The sequence below is a fragment of the Pseudomonas sp. Q11 genome (assembly GCF_024494355.1).
GTDB lineage: Bacteria > Pseudomonadota > Gammaproteobacteria > Pseudomonadales > Pseudomonadaceae > Aquipseudomonas > Aquipseudomonas hefeiensis.
On the sequence record NZ_JAKNQY010000016.1, the window covers coordinates 1 to 17,311 of the forward strand.

At 57.5% G+C, this 17,311-nt stretch carries 15 protein-coding genes, 3 tRNA genes and 1 pseudogene; 1 reads left to right on the forward strand and 18 read right to left on the reverse strand.

Annotated elements, in window-relative coordinates:
* Window positions 1-59: 59 nt before the first annotated feature.
* From MA884_RS17270 to rlmE, 18 genes and pseudogenes are all read right to left on the reverse strand, one after another.
* A pseudogene (locus MA884_RS17270) lies at window positions 60-323 on the reverse strand (hypothetical protein); the annotation flags it as partial.
* Complete coding sequence (locus tag MA884_RS17275; protein ID WP_256231728.1) at window positions 320-907, reverse strand: DUF433 domain-containing protein; 588 nt, start codon at window positions 905-907, stop codon at window positions 320-322. The gene MA884_RS17275 and the pseudogene MA884_RS17270, both read right to left, overlap by 4 nt.
* Window positions 908-1,340: 433 nt before the next feature.
* Window positions 1,341-1,416 (reverse strand) — tRNA-Thr (locus MA884_RS17280).
* A gap of 125 nt (window positions 1,417-1,541) precedes the next feature.
* Window positions 1,542-3,647, reverse strand: a complete 2,106-nt coding sequence (gene pnp, locus MA884_RS17285; protein ID WP_256231642.1) for a polyribonucleotide nucleotidyltransferase — start codon at window positions 3,645-3,647, stop codon at window positions 1,542-1,544.
* A 194-nt stretch (window positions 3,648-3,841) separates the two neighbouring features.
* A complete protein-coding gene (rpsO, locus tag MA884_RS17290; protein ID WP_003197723.1) occupies window positions 3,842-4,111 on the reverse strand; it encodes a 30S ribosomal protein S15 in 270 nt (89 codons plus the stop codon).
* A 143-nt stretch (window positions 4,112-4,254) separates the two neighbouring features.
* Window positions 4,255-5,172, reverse strand: coding sequence for a tRNA pseudouridine(55) synthase TruB (gene truB / locus MA884_RS17295; protein WP_256231643.1), 918 nt, complete (start codon window positions 5,170-5,172; stop codon window positions 4,255-4,257).
* 3 nt (window positions 5,173-5,175) lie between these two features.
* Window positions 5,176-5,577 carry a 30S ribosome-binding factor RbfA gene (rbfA, locus tag MA884_RS17300; RefSeq protein ID WP_003177871.1) on the reverse strand — a complete coding sequence of 134 codons (402 nt, stop codon included), beginning with the start codon at window positions 5,575-5,577 and terminating at the stop codon, window positions 5,176-5,178.
* A gap of 159 nt (window positions 5,578-5,736) precedes the next feature.
* Window positions 5,737-8,259 (reverse strand): translation initiation factor IF-2, encoded by a 2,523-nt coding sequence (gene infB / locus MA884_RS17305; RefSeq protein WP_256231644.1) that lies wholly within the window; start codon window positions 8,257-8,259, stop codon window positions 5,737-5,739.
* A gap of 27 nt (window positions 8,260-8,286) precedes the next feature.
* The gene (gene nusA / locus MA884_RS17310) at window positions 8,287-9,768 is read right to left on the reverse strand and encodes a transcription termination factor NusA (protein ID WP_047229054.1); all 1,482 of its coding nucleotides are present in this window, start codon (window positions 9,766-9,768) and stop codon (window positions 8,287-8,289) included.
* A gap of 59 nt (window positions 9,769-9,827) precedes the next feature.
* Window positions 9,828-10,286, reverse strand: a complete 459-nt coding sequence (gene rimP / locus MA884_RS17315; protein WP_025211790.1) for a ribosome maturation factor RimP — start codon at window positions 10,284-10,286, stop codon at window positions 9,828-9,830.
* Between the two features lie 140 nt (window positions 10,287-10,426).
* A tRNA-Met gene (locus MA884_RS17320) sits at window positions 10,427-10,503 on the reverse strand.
* A 97-nt stretch (window positions 10,504-10,600) separates the two neighbouring features.
* Window positions 10,601-10,686 (reverse strand) — tRNA-Leu (locus tag MA884_RS17325).
* Window positions 10,687-10,707: 21 nt separating this feature from the next.
* On the reverse strand, window positions 10,708-11,091 hold the full coding sequence (secG, locus tag MA884_RS17330) for a preprotein translocase subunit SecG (RefSeq protein WP_256231729.1): 384 nt from the start codon (window positions 11,089-11,091) through the stop codon (window positions 10,708-10,710).
* Window positions 11,092-11,095: 4 nt separating this feature from the next.
* Window positions 11,096-11,851 carry a triose-phosphate isomerase gene (gene tpiA, locus MA884_RS17335; protein ID WP_256231645.1) on the reverse strand — a complete coding sequence of 252 codons (756 nt, stop codon included), beginning with the start codon at window positions 11,849-11,851 and terminating at the stop codon, window positions 11,096-11,098.
* A gap of 66 nt (window positions 11,852-11,917) precedes the next feature.
* The gene (glmM, locus tag MA884_RS17340) at window positions 11,918-13,255 is read right to left on the reverse strand and encodes a phosphoglucosamine mutase (RefSeq protein WP_256231646.1); all 1,338 of its coding nucleotides are present in this window, start codon (window positions 13,253-13,255) and stop codon (window positions 11,918-11,920) included.
* 16 nt (window positions 13,256-13,271) lie between these two features.
* Window positions 13,272-14,123 carry a dihydropteroate synthase gene (gene folP / locus MA884_RS17345; RefSeq protein WP_256231647.1) on the reverse strand — a complete coding sequence of 284 codons (852 nt, stop codon included), beginning with the start codon at window positions 14,121-14,123 and terminating at the stop codon, window positions 13,272-13,274.
* 8 nt (window positions 14,124-14,131) lie between these two features.
* Window positions 14,132-16,045 (reverse strand): ATP-dependent zinc metalloprotease FtsH, encoded by a 1,914-nt coding sequence (gene ftsH / locus MA884_RS17350; RefSeq protein WP_256231648.1) that lies wholly within the window; start codon window positions 16,043-16,045, stop codon window positions 14,132-14,134.
* Window positions 16,046-16,237: 192 nt separating this feature from the next.
* Window positions 16,238-16,888 carry a 23S rRNA (uridine(2552)-2'-O)-methyltransferase RlmE gene (rlmE, locus tag MA884_RS17355; RefSeq protein WP_047229060.1) on the reverse strand — a complete coding sequence of 217 codons (651 nt, stop codon included), beginning with the start codon at window positions 16,886-16,888 and terminating at the stop codon, window positions 16,238-16,240.
* A gap of 107 nt (window positions 16,889-16,995) precedes the next feature.
* On the opposite strand from rlmE, the gene MA884_RS17360 reads away from it, so the two are divergent.
* Window positions 16,996-17,304 (forward strand): YhbY family RNA-binding protein, encoded by a 309-nt coding sequence (locus MA884_RS17360; protein WP_003177852.1) that lies wholly within the window; start codon window positions 16,996-16,998, stop codon window positions 17,302-17,304.
* Window positions 17,305-17,311: the final 7 nt, after the last annotated feature.

Genomic DNA, 17,311 nt, shown 5'->3' on the forward strand with positions numbered 1-17,311 from the left:
AAGGGCCGAGGTCAGGAAGAATGGACACCCGAAGAAGGTTAAGTAAGTGCCATTCGTGCTTGACCCCATTGTTTTGCAAGACAGAAAACTGGTAACCCGCAATCCCTGAAGGCTTGTCTTTCAGCATTACCTTTTGAAAACTTGTCTTGAGAAACAACTGCCCAGCCGCCCTCAGAACCTAATTCAGTGATCCAATGAATGTCACTGGTATTTGGCGGAAACTTGTCTCGCAATGGAATTACTGCATGCCCCTCCCCTTTGCACAACTCGTGCAAGGCTCTGGCGATAGCCGGAGGGAGGTTGTTGTCAATCAAAAAATTCAAGCAGCCATCCTATGCTCAAATTTTACCGCCGCATCCACTGCCGCAACAGGTATTTCAAAGATCACTGAAACGCGTTTTGCGTCCTGACCCTCAGCCAGAAACGCGTGGTAAATCGACGCAGTATCCACACCAGTAGAAGAAAGAACGGGTTTGCCAAAATTACGGTTAGGGTCGAGCACAATCCTCTTACTTCTTTTGACCGGATACCAGCGCTGCGCCTCCCCTTCTCCAGCGTAATCAATTCCTTCATAAAGAGAGGGGGCGATTACCTGCCGAAAGGCATATTGCCGCTTCGCCAGATCGAGAATAGCTTCATCGCCGGTCTCATCAAAAACGGTTGCGAATATGCTCCGGCCATCAGTTTGAAATCGCTTGCAAGTGAATGGATACTGCTGATCAAAAAGCTCTCTGGCCTGCCTGGACGCAGAACGAATAGCCTGAAGGCTGACGCCATGTTTTCGAAAGGCATGCACGAACCTGATTTCTAACAAGTCATGAAAACCAAGCAGTTTTTCATCGAAAAAATCTAGTTCTGGCCTCCAAAGACCGGGATGCTCGACACCTTCCGATCGATAGCCGAACATCCATCTACGAATGTCTTTTGCTGGGATGCCCGTATACAAGGCCGCTTCAGCAGGCGTGTAAATCCCCACACCAATGAGGCGACTTGTTACTTCTGCTCTTTTCATGTGCCTCCATGTCCATGGGCCGAAAAATCCATTTTGGGGGGGAACGGGTTTTCGTTCAACACGTCCTAGACCGGGTGTTACAAAAAGGTCACCGCTGTGGCCGGCCAATCTCCCCGCACCCCACGCGTGCACCTCTGTAACCAGAGAACGGCATCGGTGAGGACACTAGCGCATCACCTAGTCACTCGAATTGAGATGTACTGGATGATGTACTATTTCTTCTGAGCAGCAATGGGTAAGAGTGAGAAAGCTTGAGAATGAAAAAGCCCGGTTCTACGAGGGTAGTCCAGGCTTTTGAGAAGAGTTGAAAATCGCTGATAACTTGATCTGGTGCCCGAGACAGGAATCGAACCTGCGACCTTCGCGTTACGAGTGCGCTGCTCTACCGGCTGAGCTACACGGGCGGTGGGCTAAACCTAGCACTGAGCTTATGGCCAGGCAACCTGCGACACAGTGATTTCCCGCGCATAGCAAAACGCCCCGAACCAGTCGGGGCGTTTGCTTGTTCAGCGGCTAAGCGAGGGGGTGATTAAACGCCCGATGCCTTGGCTGCTGCTACGTCCTTGATGGACAGCTTGATACGGCCGCGGTTGTCCACGTCCAGTACCAGCACTTCAACTTCCTGGCCTTCTTTCAGGATGTCGGTCACTTTCTCGACGCGAGCATCGCTCAGCATGGAGATGTGAACCAGACCGTCCTTGCCTGGCAGGATGTTGACGAAGGCGCCGAAGTCGACGATGCGCTCAACCTTGCCCACATAGATCTTGCCGATCTCGGCTTCTGCGGTGATGCCCAGGACGCGCTGACGTGCTGCTTCTGCCGCTTCCTTGGTTTCGCCGAAGATCTTGATCGAACCGTCGTCTTCGATGTCGATCGAAGCCTTGGTTTCTTCACAGATCGCACGGATGGTCGCGCCGCCTTTACCGATGACATCACGGATTTTGTCGGTGTCGATTTTCATCGCGATCATGGTCGGAGCGTTTTCCGACAACTCGGTACGCGACTGACCAATGATCTGGTTCATCTGGCCAAGGATGTTCAGGCGCGCTTCCAGGGCTTGGCCCAGGGCGATCTCCATGATTTCTTCGGTGATGCCCTTGATCTTGATGTCCATCTGCAGTGCGGTAACGCCCTTGGCGGTACCGGCCACTTTGAAGTCCATGTCGCCCAGGTGGTCTTCGTCACCCAGGATGTCGGTCAGGACGGCGAACTTCTCGCCTTCTTTCACCAGACCCATGGCGATACCGGCAACCGGAGCCTTCATCGGCACACCGGCGTCCATCAAGGCCAGGGAAGCGCCGCAGACCGAAGCCATGGAGCTCGAACCGTTGGACTCGGTGATTTCCGATACCACACGAATGGTGTACGGGAACACGTCAGCGGCTGGCAGCATGGCCTGGACCGAACGACGGGCCAGACGACCGTGACCGATTTCGCGACGACCGGCGCCACCCATGCGACCACACTCGCCCACCGAGAACGGAGGGAAGTTGTAGTGCAGCATGAACGGGTCTTTTTTCTCGCCTTCCAGGGTGTCCAGCAGTTGCGCGTCACGGGCGGTGCCCAGTGTGGCAACGACCAGGGCCTGGGTTTCGCCACGGGTGAACAGCGCCGAACCGTGGGTCTTTGGCAGAACGCCGACTTCAATGTTCAGAGGACGCACGGTGCGAGTGTCGCGACCGTCGATACGCGGCTTGCCGTTGACGATGTTTTCGCGAACGGTGCGGTATTCGATTTCACCGAAAGCGGCTTTGACGTCGCTGGCAGTCGGCTGGCCTTCTTCACCGGACAGCTTGGCAACCACCTGGTCTTTCAACTCGCCCAGGCGCGCATAACGATCGGCCTTGACGGTGATGGTGTAAGCCTGGGAGATCGCTTCGCCGAACTCGGCACGGATCGCGCCCAGCAGTTCGGTGGCTTCGGCTTGCGGAGCCCAGGTCCAGGTTGGCTTGGCGGCTTCGGCGGCCAGTTCCTTGACGGCGTTGATCACCACCTGGAACTCGTCGTGGGCGAACAGTACAGCGCCCAGCATCTGGTCTTCGGTCAGCTCTTTGGCTTCGGATTCAACCATCAGCACGGCTTCGGACGTACCGGCCACGACCATGTCCAGGCTCGAAGCTTTCAGTTGCTCGTAGGTCGGGTTCAGCAGGTAGCCGGTGCTTTCGTGGAACGCGACGCGGGCAGCGCCGATCGGACCATCGAAAGGAATGCCGGAGATCGCCAGCGCAGCCGAGGTACCGATCATTGCAGCGATGTCCGGATCGGTCTTCTTGCTGGTGGAAACGACGGTGCAGACAACCTGCACTTCGTTCATGAAACCTTCAGGGAAAAGCGGACGGATCGGACGGTCGATCAGTCGGGAAGTCAGGGTTTCTTTCTCGGAAGGACGGCCTTCGCGCTTGAAGAAACCGCCAGGGATCTTACCGGCAGCGTAAGTCTTTTCCTGGTAGTGAACAGACAGAGGGAAGAAGCCCTTGCCTGGATCGGCTTGCTTGGCGCCGACAACGGTCACCAATACGCTGACGTCGTCGTCAACGGTGACCAGCACTGCGCCGGAGGCCTGACGGGCGATACGGCCAGTCTCGAGGGTAACGGTCGACTGACCGAACTGGAATTTTTTGATTACCGGGTTCACGGTGTCCTACCTTCTTTGTGGCTCTTGGGGAACTTGTCTTCTTGCGAAATTCTTGGGCAATGGCGGGAATCGGCCCGACGTCTGTCCAGGGTAAAACGTGTATCCAGATAAAACTTGAGGCTGGGAGCCTGCCATGCGCCAGTGGAAAACCCACTGACGTACGACAGACAACCAACCTCTAGCGCAATCGCTGATTAGCGACGCAGACCCAGGCGAGCGATCAGAGCGCTGTAACGGCTCACGTCCTTGCCTTTCAGGTAGTCCAGCAGCTTACGACGCTGGTTTACCATGCGGATCAGACCACGACGGGAGTGGTGATCCTTTCCGTTGGCCTTGAAGTGACCTTGCAGTTTGTTGATGTTGTGGGTCAGCAGTGCAACTTGCACTTCTGGCGAACCGGTGTCACCAACAGCTTGCTGGTAGTCAGCTACGATTTGAGCTTTTTCTTGAACGTCGAGAGCCATGAGGCAATCCTTTTAGTCAGGAAACTGTTTCAAAGAAACAGCTTCAACAGGCCAGGGACAAATCCCTGTATCTATAAATGAGTAGTGACCGTGCCTGTTAACAGCCACACTCGCCAGCCTGCTGTTACACAGGCTGGTTCCGGTCATTCCGACCGAATCAGTCGACGCGGCGCAATGCGCCCGTCTTCGCTCACTTCACCGATACCGATAAAGCGGCCATTGTGATCCTGCACCCGAACCATGCCGAACTTCGGCGCATCCGGGGCACGTACTGGTTGGCCGTTGAGCCAGTAGAACGCACTGTGTTCCGAGAACTGCAACAGCGGCCAATCGAGCAACCCGCTGTCCGATGGCATCAGGAAACGGTCGACCGCTTCGTTGCCGCCCTCGGCGTGTACCGCTTCGAGCTCTTCCAGCGTGACCGTCTGGGCCAACGTGAAAGGCCCGGCCTGGGTCCGTCGCAATTCTGCCACGTACGCGCCACAGCCGAGCTGTTCACCAATATCCTCCACCAGGGTCCGGATATAGGTGCCTTTGCTGCAATCGACGGCAAGCCGCGCAGTATTACCGCCAAAGGCTAACAATTCCAAGCGCGCAATAGTAACAGAACGCGGTTCACGCTCCACTACCTCGCCTGCACGGGCCAGCTTGTACAACGGCTGGCCATCACGCTTGAGAGCAGAGTACATCGGCGGTATCTGGCTGATTTGCCCACGAAAAGCCGGCAGCACAGCCTCGATATCAGCCTGACCAACGGTCACCGGCCGCTCCAGCAAAACCTCACCTTCGGCGTCCGCCGTGGTGGTGGTCTTGCCCAGTTGCGCCAGGGTTTCGTAACCCTTGTCGGAATCGAGCAAATACTGAGAGAACTTGGTCGCCTCGCCGAAGCACAGCGGCAATACGCCAGTGGCCAGCGGATCGAGACTGCCGGTGTGCCCGGCTTTCTCGGCATTGAGCAGCCAGCGCACCTTCTGCAACGCCGCATTGGAGGTGAACCCGAGCGGTTTGTCGAGCAGGATGATGCCGCTGACGTTACGGCGGATACGTTTGACCTGAGCCACCGATTACTCCTTGGTGTCTTCGGGTTCAGCCGCAACCGGGTGCTGGCTGTCTTCAGCCACGGCGCGTTCGATCAGTGCCGACAGATGCGCACCCCGCACGACGCTTTCGTCGTAATGGAAGTGCAACTGTGGAACGCTGCGCAACTTCATCTCCCGGGCCAGCTGCATACGCAGGAAACCGGCAGCCGAGTTGAGCACCTTGATGCTTTGGGCGATTTCTTCGGCGCTGTCCTGGCCCATCACGGTGATGAAAATCTTCGCATGACCGACGTCACGGCTGACTTCCACTGCGGTAATGGTGACCAGGCCGACGCGCGGGTCTTTGACTTCGCGACGAATCAGTTGGGCCAGCTCGCGCTGCATCTGATCGCCGATTCGTTGGGTACGGCTATATTCTTTTGCCATGTCTTGTTACCTGTTACTGCCCCACGGTCAAACCCGTGAGGTCTGAAAGCGGCAAACGCCCGGCCTGACAAAAGCCAGACCGGGCGTTGCGTTTAGAGTCCGCCTGAGAGGCAGCGCATGTTCATGCGACTGCCCGGTGCGGCTCTTGAAGTACGCGAGTCAGAGGCTGCGAGCAACCTGGACCTTCTCGAAGACTTCGATCTTGTCGCCGACCTTGACGTCGTTGTAGCTCTTGACGCCAATACCGCATTCCATGCCGGCACGGACTTCCGAAGCGTCATCCTTGAAGCGGCGCAGGGATTCCAGCTCGCCTTCGAAGATAACGATGTCTTCGCGCAGTACACGGATTGGACGGTTACGGTGAACAACACCCTCGATCACCATGCAACCGGCGATCGCGCCAAACTTCGGCGAACGGAACACGTCACGCACTTCAGCGGTACCCAGGATGTTCTCGCGAACATCGCTGCCCAACATACCAGTGAGGGCTTTCTTGACGTCTTCGATGATGTCGTAGATCACGTTGTAGTAACGCATATCCAGGCCTTCCTGCTCGACGATCTTGCGAGCGCCGGCATCGGCACGCACGTTGAAGCCAAACAGTACAGCGTTGGAGGCCAGGGCCAGGTTGGCATCGGATTCGGTGATACCACCGACACCGCCACCGACCACACGCACTTGCACTTCGTCGTTACCCAGGCCATTCAAGGCGCCGTTCAACGCTTCGAGCGAGCCACGGACGTCGGATTTGAGGACGATGTTGAGCGTCTTCTTCTCTTCCTGGCCCATGTTCTCGAAGATGTTTTCCAGCTTGCCAGCGTGAGCGCGAGCCAGTTTGACTTCGCGGAACTTGCCCTGACGGAACAGAGCCACTTCACGGGCCTTCTTCTCGTCAGCCACAACGCTCATCTCGTCGCCAGCATCCGGGGTGCCGTCCAGGCCGAGGATCTCGACCGGGATAGCAGGACCGGCTTCCTTGATGGGCTTGCCGTTCTCGTCGAGCATGGCGCGCACGCGGCCATAGTTCGAACCGACCAGCACCATGTCGCCCTGGCGCAGGGTACCGTCTTGAACCAGAACGGTCGCAACCGGGCCACGGCCCTTGTCGAGGCGGGACTCAACAACCACACCACGGCCAGGAGCCGAAGGCGTCGCGGTCAGTTCCAGAACCTCGGCTTGCAACAGAACCGCTTCGAGCAGTTCGTCAACGCCGGTACCCATTTTCGCGGAGACCGGTACGAATGGAGTGTCGCCACCCCACTCTTCGGAAGTCACGCCGTGAACCGACAGTTCGCTACGGATGCGATCGAGATCAGCGCCCGGCTTGTCGATTTTGTTCACCGCAACCACCAGAGGTACGCCAGCTGCCTTGGCATGCTGAACGGCTTCGATGGTTTGAGGCATCACGCCGTCGTCCGCCGCGACCACCAGGATCACGATGTCAGTCGCTTTGGCACCACGGGCACGCATTGCGGTAAACGCAGCGTGACCCGGGGTGTCGAGGAACGTCACCATGCCGCGGTCGGTTTCAACGTGGTAGGCGCCGATGTGCTGGGTGATACCACCCGCCTCGCCTGCCGCAACCTTCGCACGACGGATATAGTCGAGCAGCGAGGTTTTACCGTGGTCAACGTGGCCCATTACGGTCACGACCGGTGCACGGGAAACCGCCTCACCTTCAAACTTCAGGGACTCGGCCAGGGAATCTTCCAGGGCCGTGTCGCTGACCAGGGTCACTTTGTGGCCCAGCTCTTCGGCAACCAGTTGGGCAGTTTCCTGATCCAGTACCTGGTTGATGGTGGCCGGCGTACCCAGCTTGAACATGAACTTGATGATTTCAGCAGCCTTGACCGACATCTGTTGGGCCAGATCGCCCACAGTGATGGTCTCGCCGATCTTCACTTCACGCACGACAGGGCCGGTAGGGCTCTGGAAACCGTGGGCGTTGCGTTTCTTCAGCTTGGCCTTGCCGCGACCGCCACGACGGAAGCCATCGCTTTCTTCGTCGGTGGTACGTGGCGCAACACGTGGTGCTGGCGCCTTTTCCTTGACCGAAGCACGATGAGGAGCGTTTTTGCGCTCGCCATCGCCGCTGCCCCGACGGTTATCGTCGGCACGTGGTTTGTCCGGACGGCGCTGTTCGTCGCGCTTGCGAGTATCGGCCGCAGGAGCTGGAGCAGGCGCCTGGACCGGCGCGCTTTCACGCACTGATTCGGCTGCCGGGGCTGGAGCCGCAACGGCTTCGGCCGGAGCGGATTGCGCAGCAGCAGGCTGGCGACGCGCTTCTTCTTCGGCGCGACGCTTGGCTTCTTCTTCAGCCTTCTGACGTGCAGCATTTTCTACTGCGCGACGTTCTTCCAGTTCGCGTTTGCGCTCGGCTTCGATTTCTTCCGGGCTGCGCTGTACGAAGACTTTCTTCTTGCGTACTTCAACGCTGATGCTTTTGCTACCGGCAACACGCAGGGTGCTGGTGGTTTTACGCTGCAGAGTGATCTTGCGCGGTTCTTCCACTTTCGCCTTGTGACTGCTCTTCAAGTGAGTCAGCAGGGACTGCTTCTCACTGTCGGTCACATGTTCCTCGGCGGCGGTGTGCGGCAGACCTGCCTCACGCATCTGCTGCAACAGGCGCTCTACCGGTGTTTTGACCTCATCGGCCAGTTGTTTCACCGTGACTTGCGTCATGCACTTCTCTCCTCAGGCCGCGCCTAATTACTCGAACCAGTGGGCTCGGGCGGCCATGATCAACTTGCCGGCACGATCATCGTCAATGCCGTCGATGTCGAGCAGATCGTCAATAGACTGCTCGGCCAGGTCTTCGCGGGTAATTACGCCGCGCACCGCCAGTTCCATCGCCAAATCCTTGTCCATGCCCTCAAGCGAGAGCAGGTCTTCGGCCGGATGGGCGTCTGCCAGCTTTTCCTCAGTAGCGATGGCCTTGGTCAACAAACGATCCTTGGCCCGAGCACGGAGCTCGTTGACGATGTCCTCGTCAAAGCCGTCGATGTTGAGCATTTCCTCCACCGGTACGTAGGCAATCTCTTCCAGGCTGGTAAAGCCTTCATCCACCAGCACCTGCGCCAGCTCCTCATCGACTTCAAGCTCTTCGATGAAGTTGCGCAGGATATCGCCGGTTTCAGCTTGCTGCTTAGCCTGGATGTCCGATTCGGTCATCACGTTCAGTGTCCAGCCAGTCAATTGGCTAGCCAGACGCACGTTCTGACCACCGCGACCGATGGCCTGAGCGAGATTGTCTGCGCCAACGGCGATGTCCATGGCATGGGCATCCTCGTCGACGATAATTGCCGCCACTTCAGCTGGCGACATGGCGTTGATCACGAACTGAGCCGGGTTGTCGTCCCACAGGACGATGTCCACACGCTCACCGCCCAACTCGCCGGATACGGCCTGGACACGCGAACCACGCATGCCAATGCAGGCACCTTGCGGGTCGATACGCTTGTCCTTGGAGCGGACCGCGATCTTGGCACGCGAACCCGGATCACGGGAGGCGGCCATTACTTCGATCAGGCCTTCAGCAATTTCCGGCACTTCGATGCGGAACAACTCGATCAGCATTTCCGGCGCGGTACGCGACAGGATCAGCTGCGGGCCCCGGTTCTCGGTGCGGATTTCCTTGAGCAGCGCACGCAGTCGCACGCCAACCCGGAAAGTTTCGCGAGAAATGATGTCTTCACGAGCCAGCAACGCTTCGGCGTTGTTGCCCAAGTCGACGATCACGTTGTCGCGGGTGACTTTTTTCACGGTGCCGGAGATGATTTCCCCCAGGCGCTCGCGATAAGCATCGACGACTTGCGCACGCTCGGCTTCGCGAACTTTCTGCACGATGACCTGCTTGGCAGTTTGTGCAGCAATGCGACCGAACTCGATGGACTCGATCTTTTCCTCGACGACATCACCTACCTTGGCGCCAGGATGCGTTTCTGCAACCTTGCTTGGCCAGGTTTCAATAGCCGGGTCGTCCAGGTCGGCTTCTTCGACGACCGTCCAACGACGGAAAGTCTCATAGGCCCCGGTGTGGCGATTGATTTCCACACGCAAATCAACTTCGTCTTCAAACCGCTTCTTGGTAGCAGTGGCCAGAGCCAGCTCCAGCGCTTCAAAAATAACGTTAGCCGGTACGCCCTTTTCATTGGATACCGACTCAACAACCAGCAGTACTTCTTTGCTCATCGTACGCCTCGCCTTTCGCAAGCCATTGGATCCGCGGGATCCGCAGTATCTGGCACGTATCAGTCAAAACTGGGAATAATGTTGGCCTTGTCGATCATATCGATCGGCAACAGGAACTCATGGTCTTCTACCTGCACCACGACGTCCTGCTCTTCTACACCGCGCAGAAGGCCTTGAAAGTTGCGTCGACCTTCGAAAGGCGAGCGCAGCTTGATCTTCACTTGTTCACCGGCAAACGAAGCGAACTGTTCAAGGGTGAACAGAGGGCGTTCCATGCCAGGCGAGGAAACTTCAAGGGTGTATTCGGAGGTGATTGGATCTTCGACATCCAATACACCGCTGATCTGACGGCTGACGATGGCGCAGTCATCCACCAATACGCCGCCTTCCTTATCAATATAAACGCGCAACAGTGAGTGGCGACCTTGAGCCGAAAACTCAATACCCCAGCATTCATAGCCAAGGGCCACGACCACCGGGGCCAACAAGGCCTGCAACTGTTCTAGCTTGCTCGACACCTGAACCCCCTCGTGCATGTTTGTGCATGCTGTGCAAATAAAAAAAAATGGGCGAATAGCCCATCCCTGAAACGCCGTTGAACAGCGGCGTTATAAAGTGTCCAGCTAACAAAAAGCCCCTTGGAAGGGGCCCCTGAAACTGGTTGCGGGAGCCGGATTTGAACCGACGACCTTCGGGTTATGAGCCCGACGAGCTACCAGACTGCTCCATCCCGCGACAAAGCTGGGGCGGAAGTATACGACCGATCCCTTACAGGGTCAATGTAACCCTTCCACCTACAAGAAAGCCCGCAATCGCGGGCTCTCCTGATAATTGGTACCGAGAAGGGGACTCGAACCCCTACACCCTATGGGCACAACCACCTCAAGGTTGCGTGTCTACCAATTCCACCACCTCGGCAATACAGCGTTTGAAACCTTCTTACTTCTGCTCTTGAGCTGGAGGCACGTCAGTCGCCGGATTGGCCGACTGTTGCTCTTGAAGCACCGGGACATCATCAGAAGCCGGTTGTTGCTTTGGCACTTCCAACACTGCCGGGTTTGGCAAACCTACTTGAGTCAGCTCTTGAGCCTTCTCTTTAGCAAAGTAACCTAACCCCAAGCTGGTTATGAAGAAACCGGCGGCGAGTATAGCAGTAAGTTTACTAAGAAAGGTAGAGGAACCTTGGCTTCCGAACACAGTATTTGAAGCACCTGCACCGAAAGACGCACCAGCATCCGCACCTTTACCCTGCTGCAGCAATACCAGGGCAACTACACCCAATGCACCCAGCAGATGAAAAACGACTACGACTGTTTCCAGCATTTTTTCAGTTTCCCGCGGCGCGACAGATCGCACCGAACTCATCTGCATTCAGGGACGCTCCACCAATGAGCCCCCCATCGATATCCGGCATGCCGAACAGTTCGACCGCATTGGCCGCCTTCACGCTGCCGCCGTATAGAAGCCGCACACCTCGTGCCACTTCAGAATTCTCTGCCGCCAACTGCGCACGGATGGCGGCGTGCACATCCTGCGCCTGTTGCGGCGAAGCAGTCAGCCCGGTGCCAATGGCCCAGACCGGCTCGTAAGCTATGACCGCCTTTACAAAAGCACCGACACCCAGATCCTCAATGATACTGCCCAGCTGACGCCCGACAACCTCAAGGGTCTTCCCGGCCTCACGCTGCTCAAGGGTTTCCCCTACGCACAACACCGGAATCAGTCCACAGGCCTGAGCCGCAGCAAACTTGCGAATCAGAGCCTTGTCCTGTTCACCCATGATCATGCGACGCTCAGAGTGCCCGACCAAGACCAGGGAACAGCCTGCATCCACCAGCTGACTCGGCGCGATTTCACCGGTCAACGCACCCTGCATGGATTCCACCGCAGAATTCTGCGCGCCGATCGAAATCGACTTGCCTTTCAAGCCATCAACCACTTGGTTGATATACAAACAAGGCGGGAATACCGCGACGTCAACACCGCTTGACAAGGCCAGATGACGAAGGCCTTTGATCAGCTCAGCGACGCTGGCGCGGGTACCGTGCATCTTCCAGTTACCAGCTACCATAGGGCGACGCATGCTGTACCTCGTCGGTCAAAGTGGGCGCAGATGTTACCCAACCGATTCATGACTGGCAAGCCGAATTCAGGCAGAAACTTCAGTAACAAGCTTCGCCAGCTCTTCAGCATAACCGCGGACCTGTGCTTCATCCTCGCCTTCGACCATGACCCGCACCAACGGCTCGGTACCCGACTTGCGCAGTAGCACGCGCCCACGCCCGGCCATAGCCTGCGTTACACGCTCGCTGGCCTGCTTGACCGTCGCATGCTCCAGAGGGTTCGCACCACCGCCGAAACGCACATTGATCAGCACCTGCGGACATTTGCGCAATGCCTGACGCGACTGTGCAAGCCCTTCATTGCGCGCCTTGAGCGCCATCAGCACTTGCAGGGCAGCAATAATCGCATCGCCAGTCGTTGTGTGGTCAAAACAAACGATATGCCCGGAGTTCTCACCGCCGACCACCCAATTGCGCTCCAGCAGCTCCGAGATCACATAGCGATCACCGACGTTGGCCCGCACAAAGGGAATATCCAGGTCCGCCAGGGCCAGCTCGAGCCCGAGATTGCTCATCAACGTCCCCACCACGCCGCCCTGCAGCTTGCCGCGCCCGTGCAGATCGCGAGCAATGATGAACAGCAGCTCATCACCATCGACGACAGCGCCAGTGTGATCAACCATCAGGACCCGATCACCATCACCATCAAAGGCAATCCCGAGATCCGCCTGCTCGGCCAGCACAGCCGCTTGCAGTGCCTCGGTATGGGTGGAACCGCAGTTGTGGTTGATGTTCAGCCCGTTAGGCTGGGCGGAGAGCACGACAACCTCAGCCCCCAACTCGCGAAATACGCTTGGCGCGACTTTATAGGTCGCACCATGAGCGCAATCGACGACGATTTTCAGGCCCGAAAAGCTCGTGCCGGTTGGCACGCTGCCCTTGCAGAACTCAATGTAACGACCTGACGCATCGTTGATCCGCGACACTTTACCGATCTTGCTCGACTCAACCACAGTCATCGGCGTGTCCAGCAGCTCCTCGATCATCAGCTCGATATCATCCGGCAGCTTGGTGCCCTGGCCGGAGAAGAACTTGATGCCATTGTCATCATGCGGGTTGTGCGAAGCACTGATCACGATGCCTGCCTGGGCCTGGAACGTACGCGTCAGGTAGGCAATGGCCGGCGTCGGCATCGGCCCCAGCAGCATCACATCGGCGCCCGCCGACGTCAGGCCGGCCTCAAGGGCCGATTCGAACATGTAGCCGGAAATTCGCGTGTCCTTGCCAACCAGTACTTTGCAGGCACCCATCTTGCGGAACGCCATACCGGCAGCCCAGCCGAGCTTGAGCATGAAATCAGGGGTAATGGGGTATTCGCCGACCCGACCACGAATACCGTCGGTGCCAAAGTATTTCTTGCTCATAAGTGCTCCGTCATTCTTATTCGGCTGAATCCACTGCTGCGATCATCCGCACGACATCCATCGTTTCGGCTACATCATGCACCCGCAATATGCGCGCGCCTTTTGTAATGGCCAGGGCCGCCAGCGCAAGACCGCCGTACAGGCGCTCCCCCACGGGGCGACCCAGGGCATTGCCTATCATGCTCTTTCGCGAAACCCCGACCAACAGGGGCCGCCCCAGGGCATGCAAGGCTTCCATATGTTTGAACAGACTCAGGTTGTGAGCCAGTGTCTTGGCAAAGCCGAACCCGGGATCAAGAATGATCCGCTGCGCAGGAATGCCTGCGGCGGCACACTGATCCAGGCGCTCCACCAGAAACTCACCAACTTCCCTGGTCACATCATGATAGTACGGGTCGTTCTGCATGGTTCCGGGTTCGCCCAGCATATGCATCAGGCATACCGGCAATTCCGTAGCCGCTGCGGCATCCAGGGCGCCATCGCGCTGCAAGGAGCGAACGTCGTTGATCAGCCCCGCTCCAAGCCGCGCAGTTTCACGCATGACCGCTGGCGTGGATGTATCCACCGAGATTATGACATCAAGCTCGCGATGGATGCGCTCGACAATCGGTGCCACGCGCTCCAGCTCTTCGGTAGGCGAAACTGCCCGCGCGCCCGGCCGGGTCGACTCACCGCCGACATCGATCAGTGTCGCGCCGGCGGCGACCATGGCTTCGGCATGCCGCAACGCAGCATCAAGCTGACTGAATCGACCGCCGTCGGAAAAGGAATCGGGAGTGACATTGAGAATGCCCATGACATGGACATGGGACAAATCAAGAACCCGGTTGCCGCAAGGCAACCGGGTTGAGGACTGAACAGAAGTCATTTCAAGCCTTAAACGTCAGCAGCCGGACCGCCAATCGGTGTCTCCGGACGCTCACCCTGTACTGCCGGAGGCGTACCGGACGTACCGGTGCCGCCGCCCGACCAGTCACGAGGCTCGCGAGGCTCACGACCCGCCATGATGTCGTCAATTTGCTCGGCATCGATGGTTTCATACTTCATCAGGGCATCAGCCATGGCGTCGAGCTTGTCACGGTTGTCCGTGAGGATCTGCTTGGCGGTGCCATAGCACTGATCGATGATGCTACGCACCTCGGAGTCGATCAGTTTTGCCGTCTCACCGGAGAAGCTTGCGTGCTGTCCGCCACCACCGCGACCAAGGAACACTTCACCCTCTTCTTCGGCATACATCAGTGGACCCAACTTCTCGGACAGGCCCCACTTGGTGACCATGTTCCGGGCAATCTGGCTGGCACGCATGATGTCGTTGGACGCGCCCGTGGTTACACCGTCAAAGCCCAGCGTCATTTCTTCAGCGATACGGCCGCCGTAGAGCGAACATATCTGGCTGATCAGCGCACGCTTGGACAGGCTGTAACGATCTTCTTCCGGCAGGAACATGGTCACGCCCAAGGCACGACCACGCGGAATGATCGAGACCTTGTAGACAGGATCATGCTCAGGCACCACACGACCCACGATCGCGTGACCCGCCTCGTGGTACGCCGTGTTCTGCTTTTCTTTCTCGGACATGACCATGGATTTGCGCTCGGCGCCCATCATGATCTTGTCTTTGGCCAGCTCGAACTCTTTCATTTCAACGACACGCTTGCCGGTACGAGCGGCAAACAGCGACGCCTCGTTGACCAGGTTCGCAAGGTCGGCACCGGAAAAACCCGGTGTACCACGAGCAATCACTGCCGGAGCGACGTCGTCACCCATCGGCACCTTGCGCATATGAACCTTGAGGATCTGCTCACGACCGCGAATGTCCGGCAGCCCTACCACAACCTGGCGGTCGAAACGGCCTGGACGCAACAGCGCAGGATCGAGCACGTCCGGACGGTTGGTGGCGGCAATCACGATGATGCCGTCATTCATTTCGAAACCGTCCATCTCGACCAGCAACTGGTTGAGGGTCTGCTCGCGCTCGTCGTGACCACCACCCATGCCAGCGCCACGATGGCGACCGACAGCATCGATTTCGTCAATGAAGATGATGCATGGCGCGTGCTTCTTGGCCTGTTCGAACATGTCACGAACACGACTGGCGCCCACACCGACGAACATTTCAACGAAGTCGGAACCGGAAATCGTGAAGAACGGCACTTTGGCTTCGCCGGCAATCGCTTTGGCCAGCAAGGTTTTACCGGTACCCGGAGGACCCACCATCAGCACACCGCGTGGGATACGGCCGCCCAGGCGCTGAAACTTGCCCGGGTCACGCAGGAATTCAACCAGCTCACCGACCTCTTCCTTGGCCTCATCGCAACCGGCGACATCGGCCAGGGTGGTTTTCACCTGGTCTTCGGAGAGCAGCCGGGCCTTGCTTTTGCCGAAACTCATCGGCCCGCCCTTGCCACCGGCACCGCCCTGCATCTGGCGCATGAAGAACATGAACACCGCGATGATCACCAGGATCGGGAAGCTGGCCACCAAAAGCTGGGTCCAGATGCTTTGCTGCTCAGGCTGCTTGCCTTCGACCACGACATTATTGTTCACCAGGTCGCCGATCAGGCCGTTGTCCTGAATCGCCGGACGAATGGTCTTGAAGCTGTCACCATCGGTGCGCTTGCCGGTAATCACATAGCCATCGACGGCAACGCGCTCGACCTTGCCATCCTTGACTTGCTGGATGAAGTCGGAATAGTTGAGGGTCTGTGGCTCGTTAGGGCTGGAGAAGTTGTTCATCACGGTCACCAGGACAGCGGCGATGATCAACCACAGGATCAGATTCTTTGCCATATCGTTCAATTAACTACCCTCTGAAGCAAGCTCCGCTACTGGCGCGCGCTTCGCATGATATTCACCGGCCTAACTTACTACATTACCTGCAACTCTGGCAGGCGCCGTCTGTAACCCTTTGTGAAACTTTGACCGGGTAATTTTCGTTACACGGCCTTTGCAAGGCGAGACAAAAAAAACTATCGGCCTTTATCAAAGACGCTCATCGCTGGCTGCGCCTTCAATTCCCCGGAACCCCCGCGCCAGCAGATACTGCTCACGAGAGCGATCACGCGACGACAATGGCTTGCGCATCTGCACCTTGTCGAACAACTTGCGCATCCCTTTGTGGTATTCGTCAAAACCTTCACCCTGGAAGACCTTGATCAGAAAATCACCACCGGGGCGCAAAACCCGCCCGGCAAGATCCAGGGCCAGCTCGCTGAGGAACATTGCCCGGGGCATGTCAACAGCTGCCAATCCACTCATATTGGGGGCCATATCGGAAATCACAAGGTCAACCTGCGTATTTCCGACAGCCTCGAGAATCTGCGCCAGCACAGCGTCTTCCGTGAAATCGCCCTGGATAAAGGTCACGTCGGGGATGCTGTCCATTTCCAGGATGTCGGAAGCAATCAATCGCCCCTGACCGCCGATCAGACGACTGGTCACCTGAGACCAGCCCCCCGGCGCGGCGCCGAGGTCGATCACGGTCATGCCAGGGCGGATCAGACGATCCTTTTCCTGGATTTCCAGCAATTTATAGCTGGCACGAGAACGATAGCCGTCTTTTTGCGCCATTTTGACGTACGGATCGTTGAAATGCTCTCTGAGCCAGTTCTGGCTAGTCTTGGAACGGGCCACGGGCCACCTCTAAAAAATAAAACGGGTCGTGATTAACTGGGCGGTCCCGGACTCGCTCGGGTAAACTGGCCGCCGCTTTTTACAAGATCAGACGCAGGGGTCAGATTATGCCGCTCACTCAAGAGCAGAAGAAACAATACAAATCCATTGGCCACCATCTGAAACCGGTTTTGACTGTGGCTGACAACGGTTTGACTGAAGGTGTTCTAGCTGAACTGGAACGCGCCTTGGGCGATCATGAGCTTATCAAGATCAAGCTCAACATTCTCGATCGTGAAGCCCGCCTGGCTGCCGTTGCTGAACTGTGCAAGACCGGCAAGGCAGACCTGGTGCAGGTCATCGGCAAGATGGCACTGATTTATCGCAAGAATTTCAGCGTCAACAAACAACTGTCGAACGTTCACCGCTTCAAGTAATGCCAAA

Excerpts from the sequence above, each read along its gene's own strand:
- folP (WP_256231647.1), bottom strand. The coding sequence starts at position 14,123 with ATGACTTCTGTTCAGTCCTCAACCCGGTTGCCTTGCGGCAACCGGGTT.
- MA884_RS17360 (WP_003177852.1), top strand. The coding sequence starts at position 16,996 with ATGCCGCTCACTCAAGAGCAGAAGAAACAATACAAATCCATTGGCCAC.
- glmM (WP_256231646.1), bottom strand. The coding sequence starts at position 13,255 with ATGAGCAAGAAATACTTTGGCACCGACGGTATTCGTGGTCGGGTCGGC.
- ftsH (WP_256231648.1), bottom strand. The coding sequence starts at position 16,045 with ATGGCAAAGAATCTGATCCTGTGGTTGATCATCGCCGCTGTCCTGGTG.
- MA884_RS17275 (WP_256231728.1), bottom strand. The coding sequence starts at position 907 with ATGTTCGGCTATCGATCGGAAGGTGTCGAGCATCCCGGTCTTTGGAGG.
- nusA (WP_047229054.1), bottom strand. The coding sequence starts at position 9,768 with ATGAGCAAAGAAGTACTGCTGGTTGTTGAGTCGGTATCCAATGAAAAG.
- rbfA (WP_003177871.1), bottom strand. The coding sequence starts at position 5,577 with ATGGCAAAAGAATATAGCCGTACCCAACGAATCGGCGATCAGATGCAG.
- secG (WP_256231729.1), bottom strand. The coding sequence starts at position 11,091 with ATGCTGGAAACAGTCGTAGTCGTTTTTCATCTGCTGGGTGCATTGGGT.
- rpsO (WP_003197723.1), bottom strand. The coding sequence starts at position 4,111 with ATGGCTCTCGACGTTCAAGAAAAAGCTCAAATCGTAGCTGACTACCAG.
- infB (WP_256231644.1), bottom strand. The coding sequence starts at position 8,259 with ATGACGCAAGTCACGGTGAAACAACTGGCCGATGAGGTCAAAACACCG.
- tpiA (WP_256231645.1), bottom strand. The coding sequence starts at position 11,851 with ATGCGTCGCCCTATGGTAGCTGGTAACTGGAAGATGCACGGTACCCGC.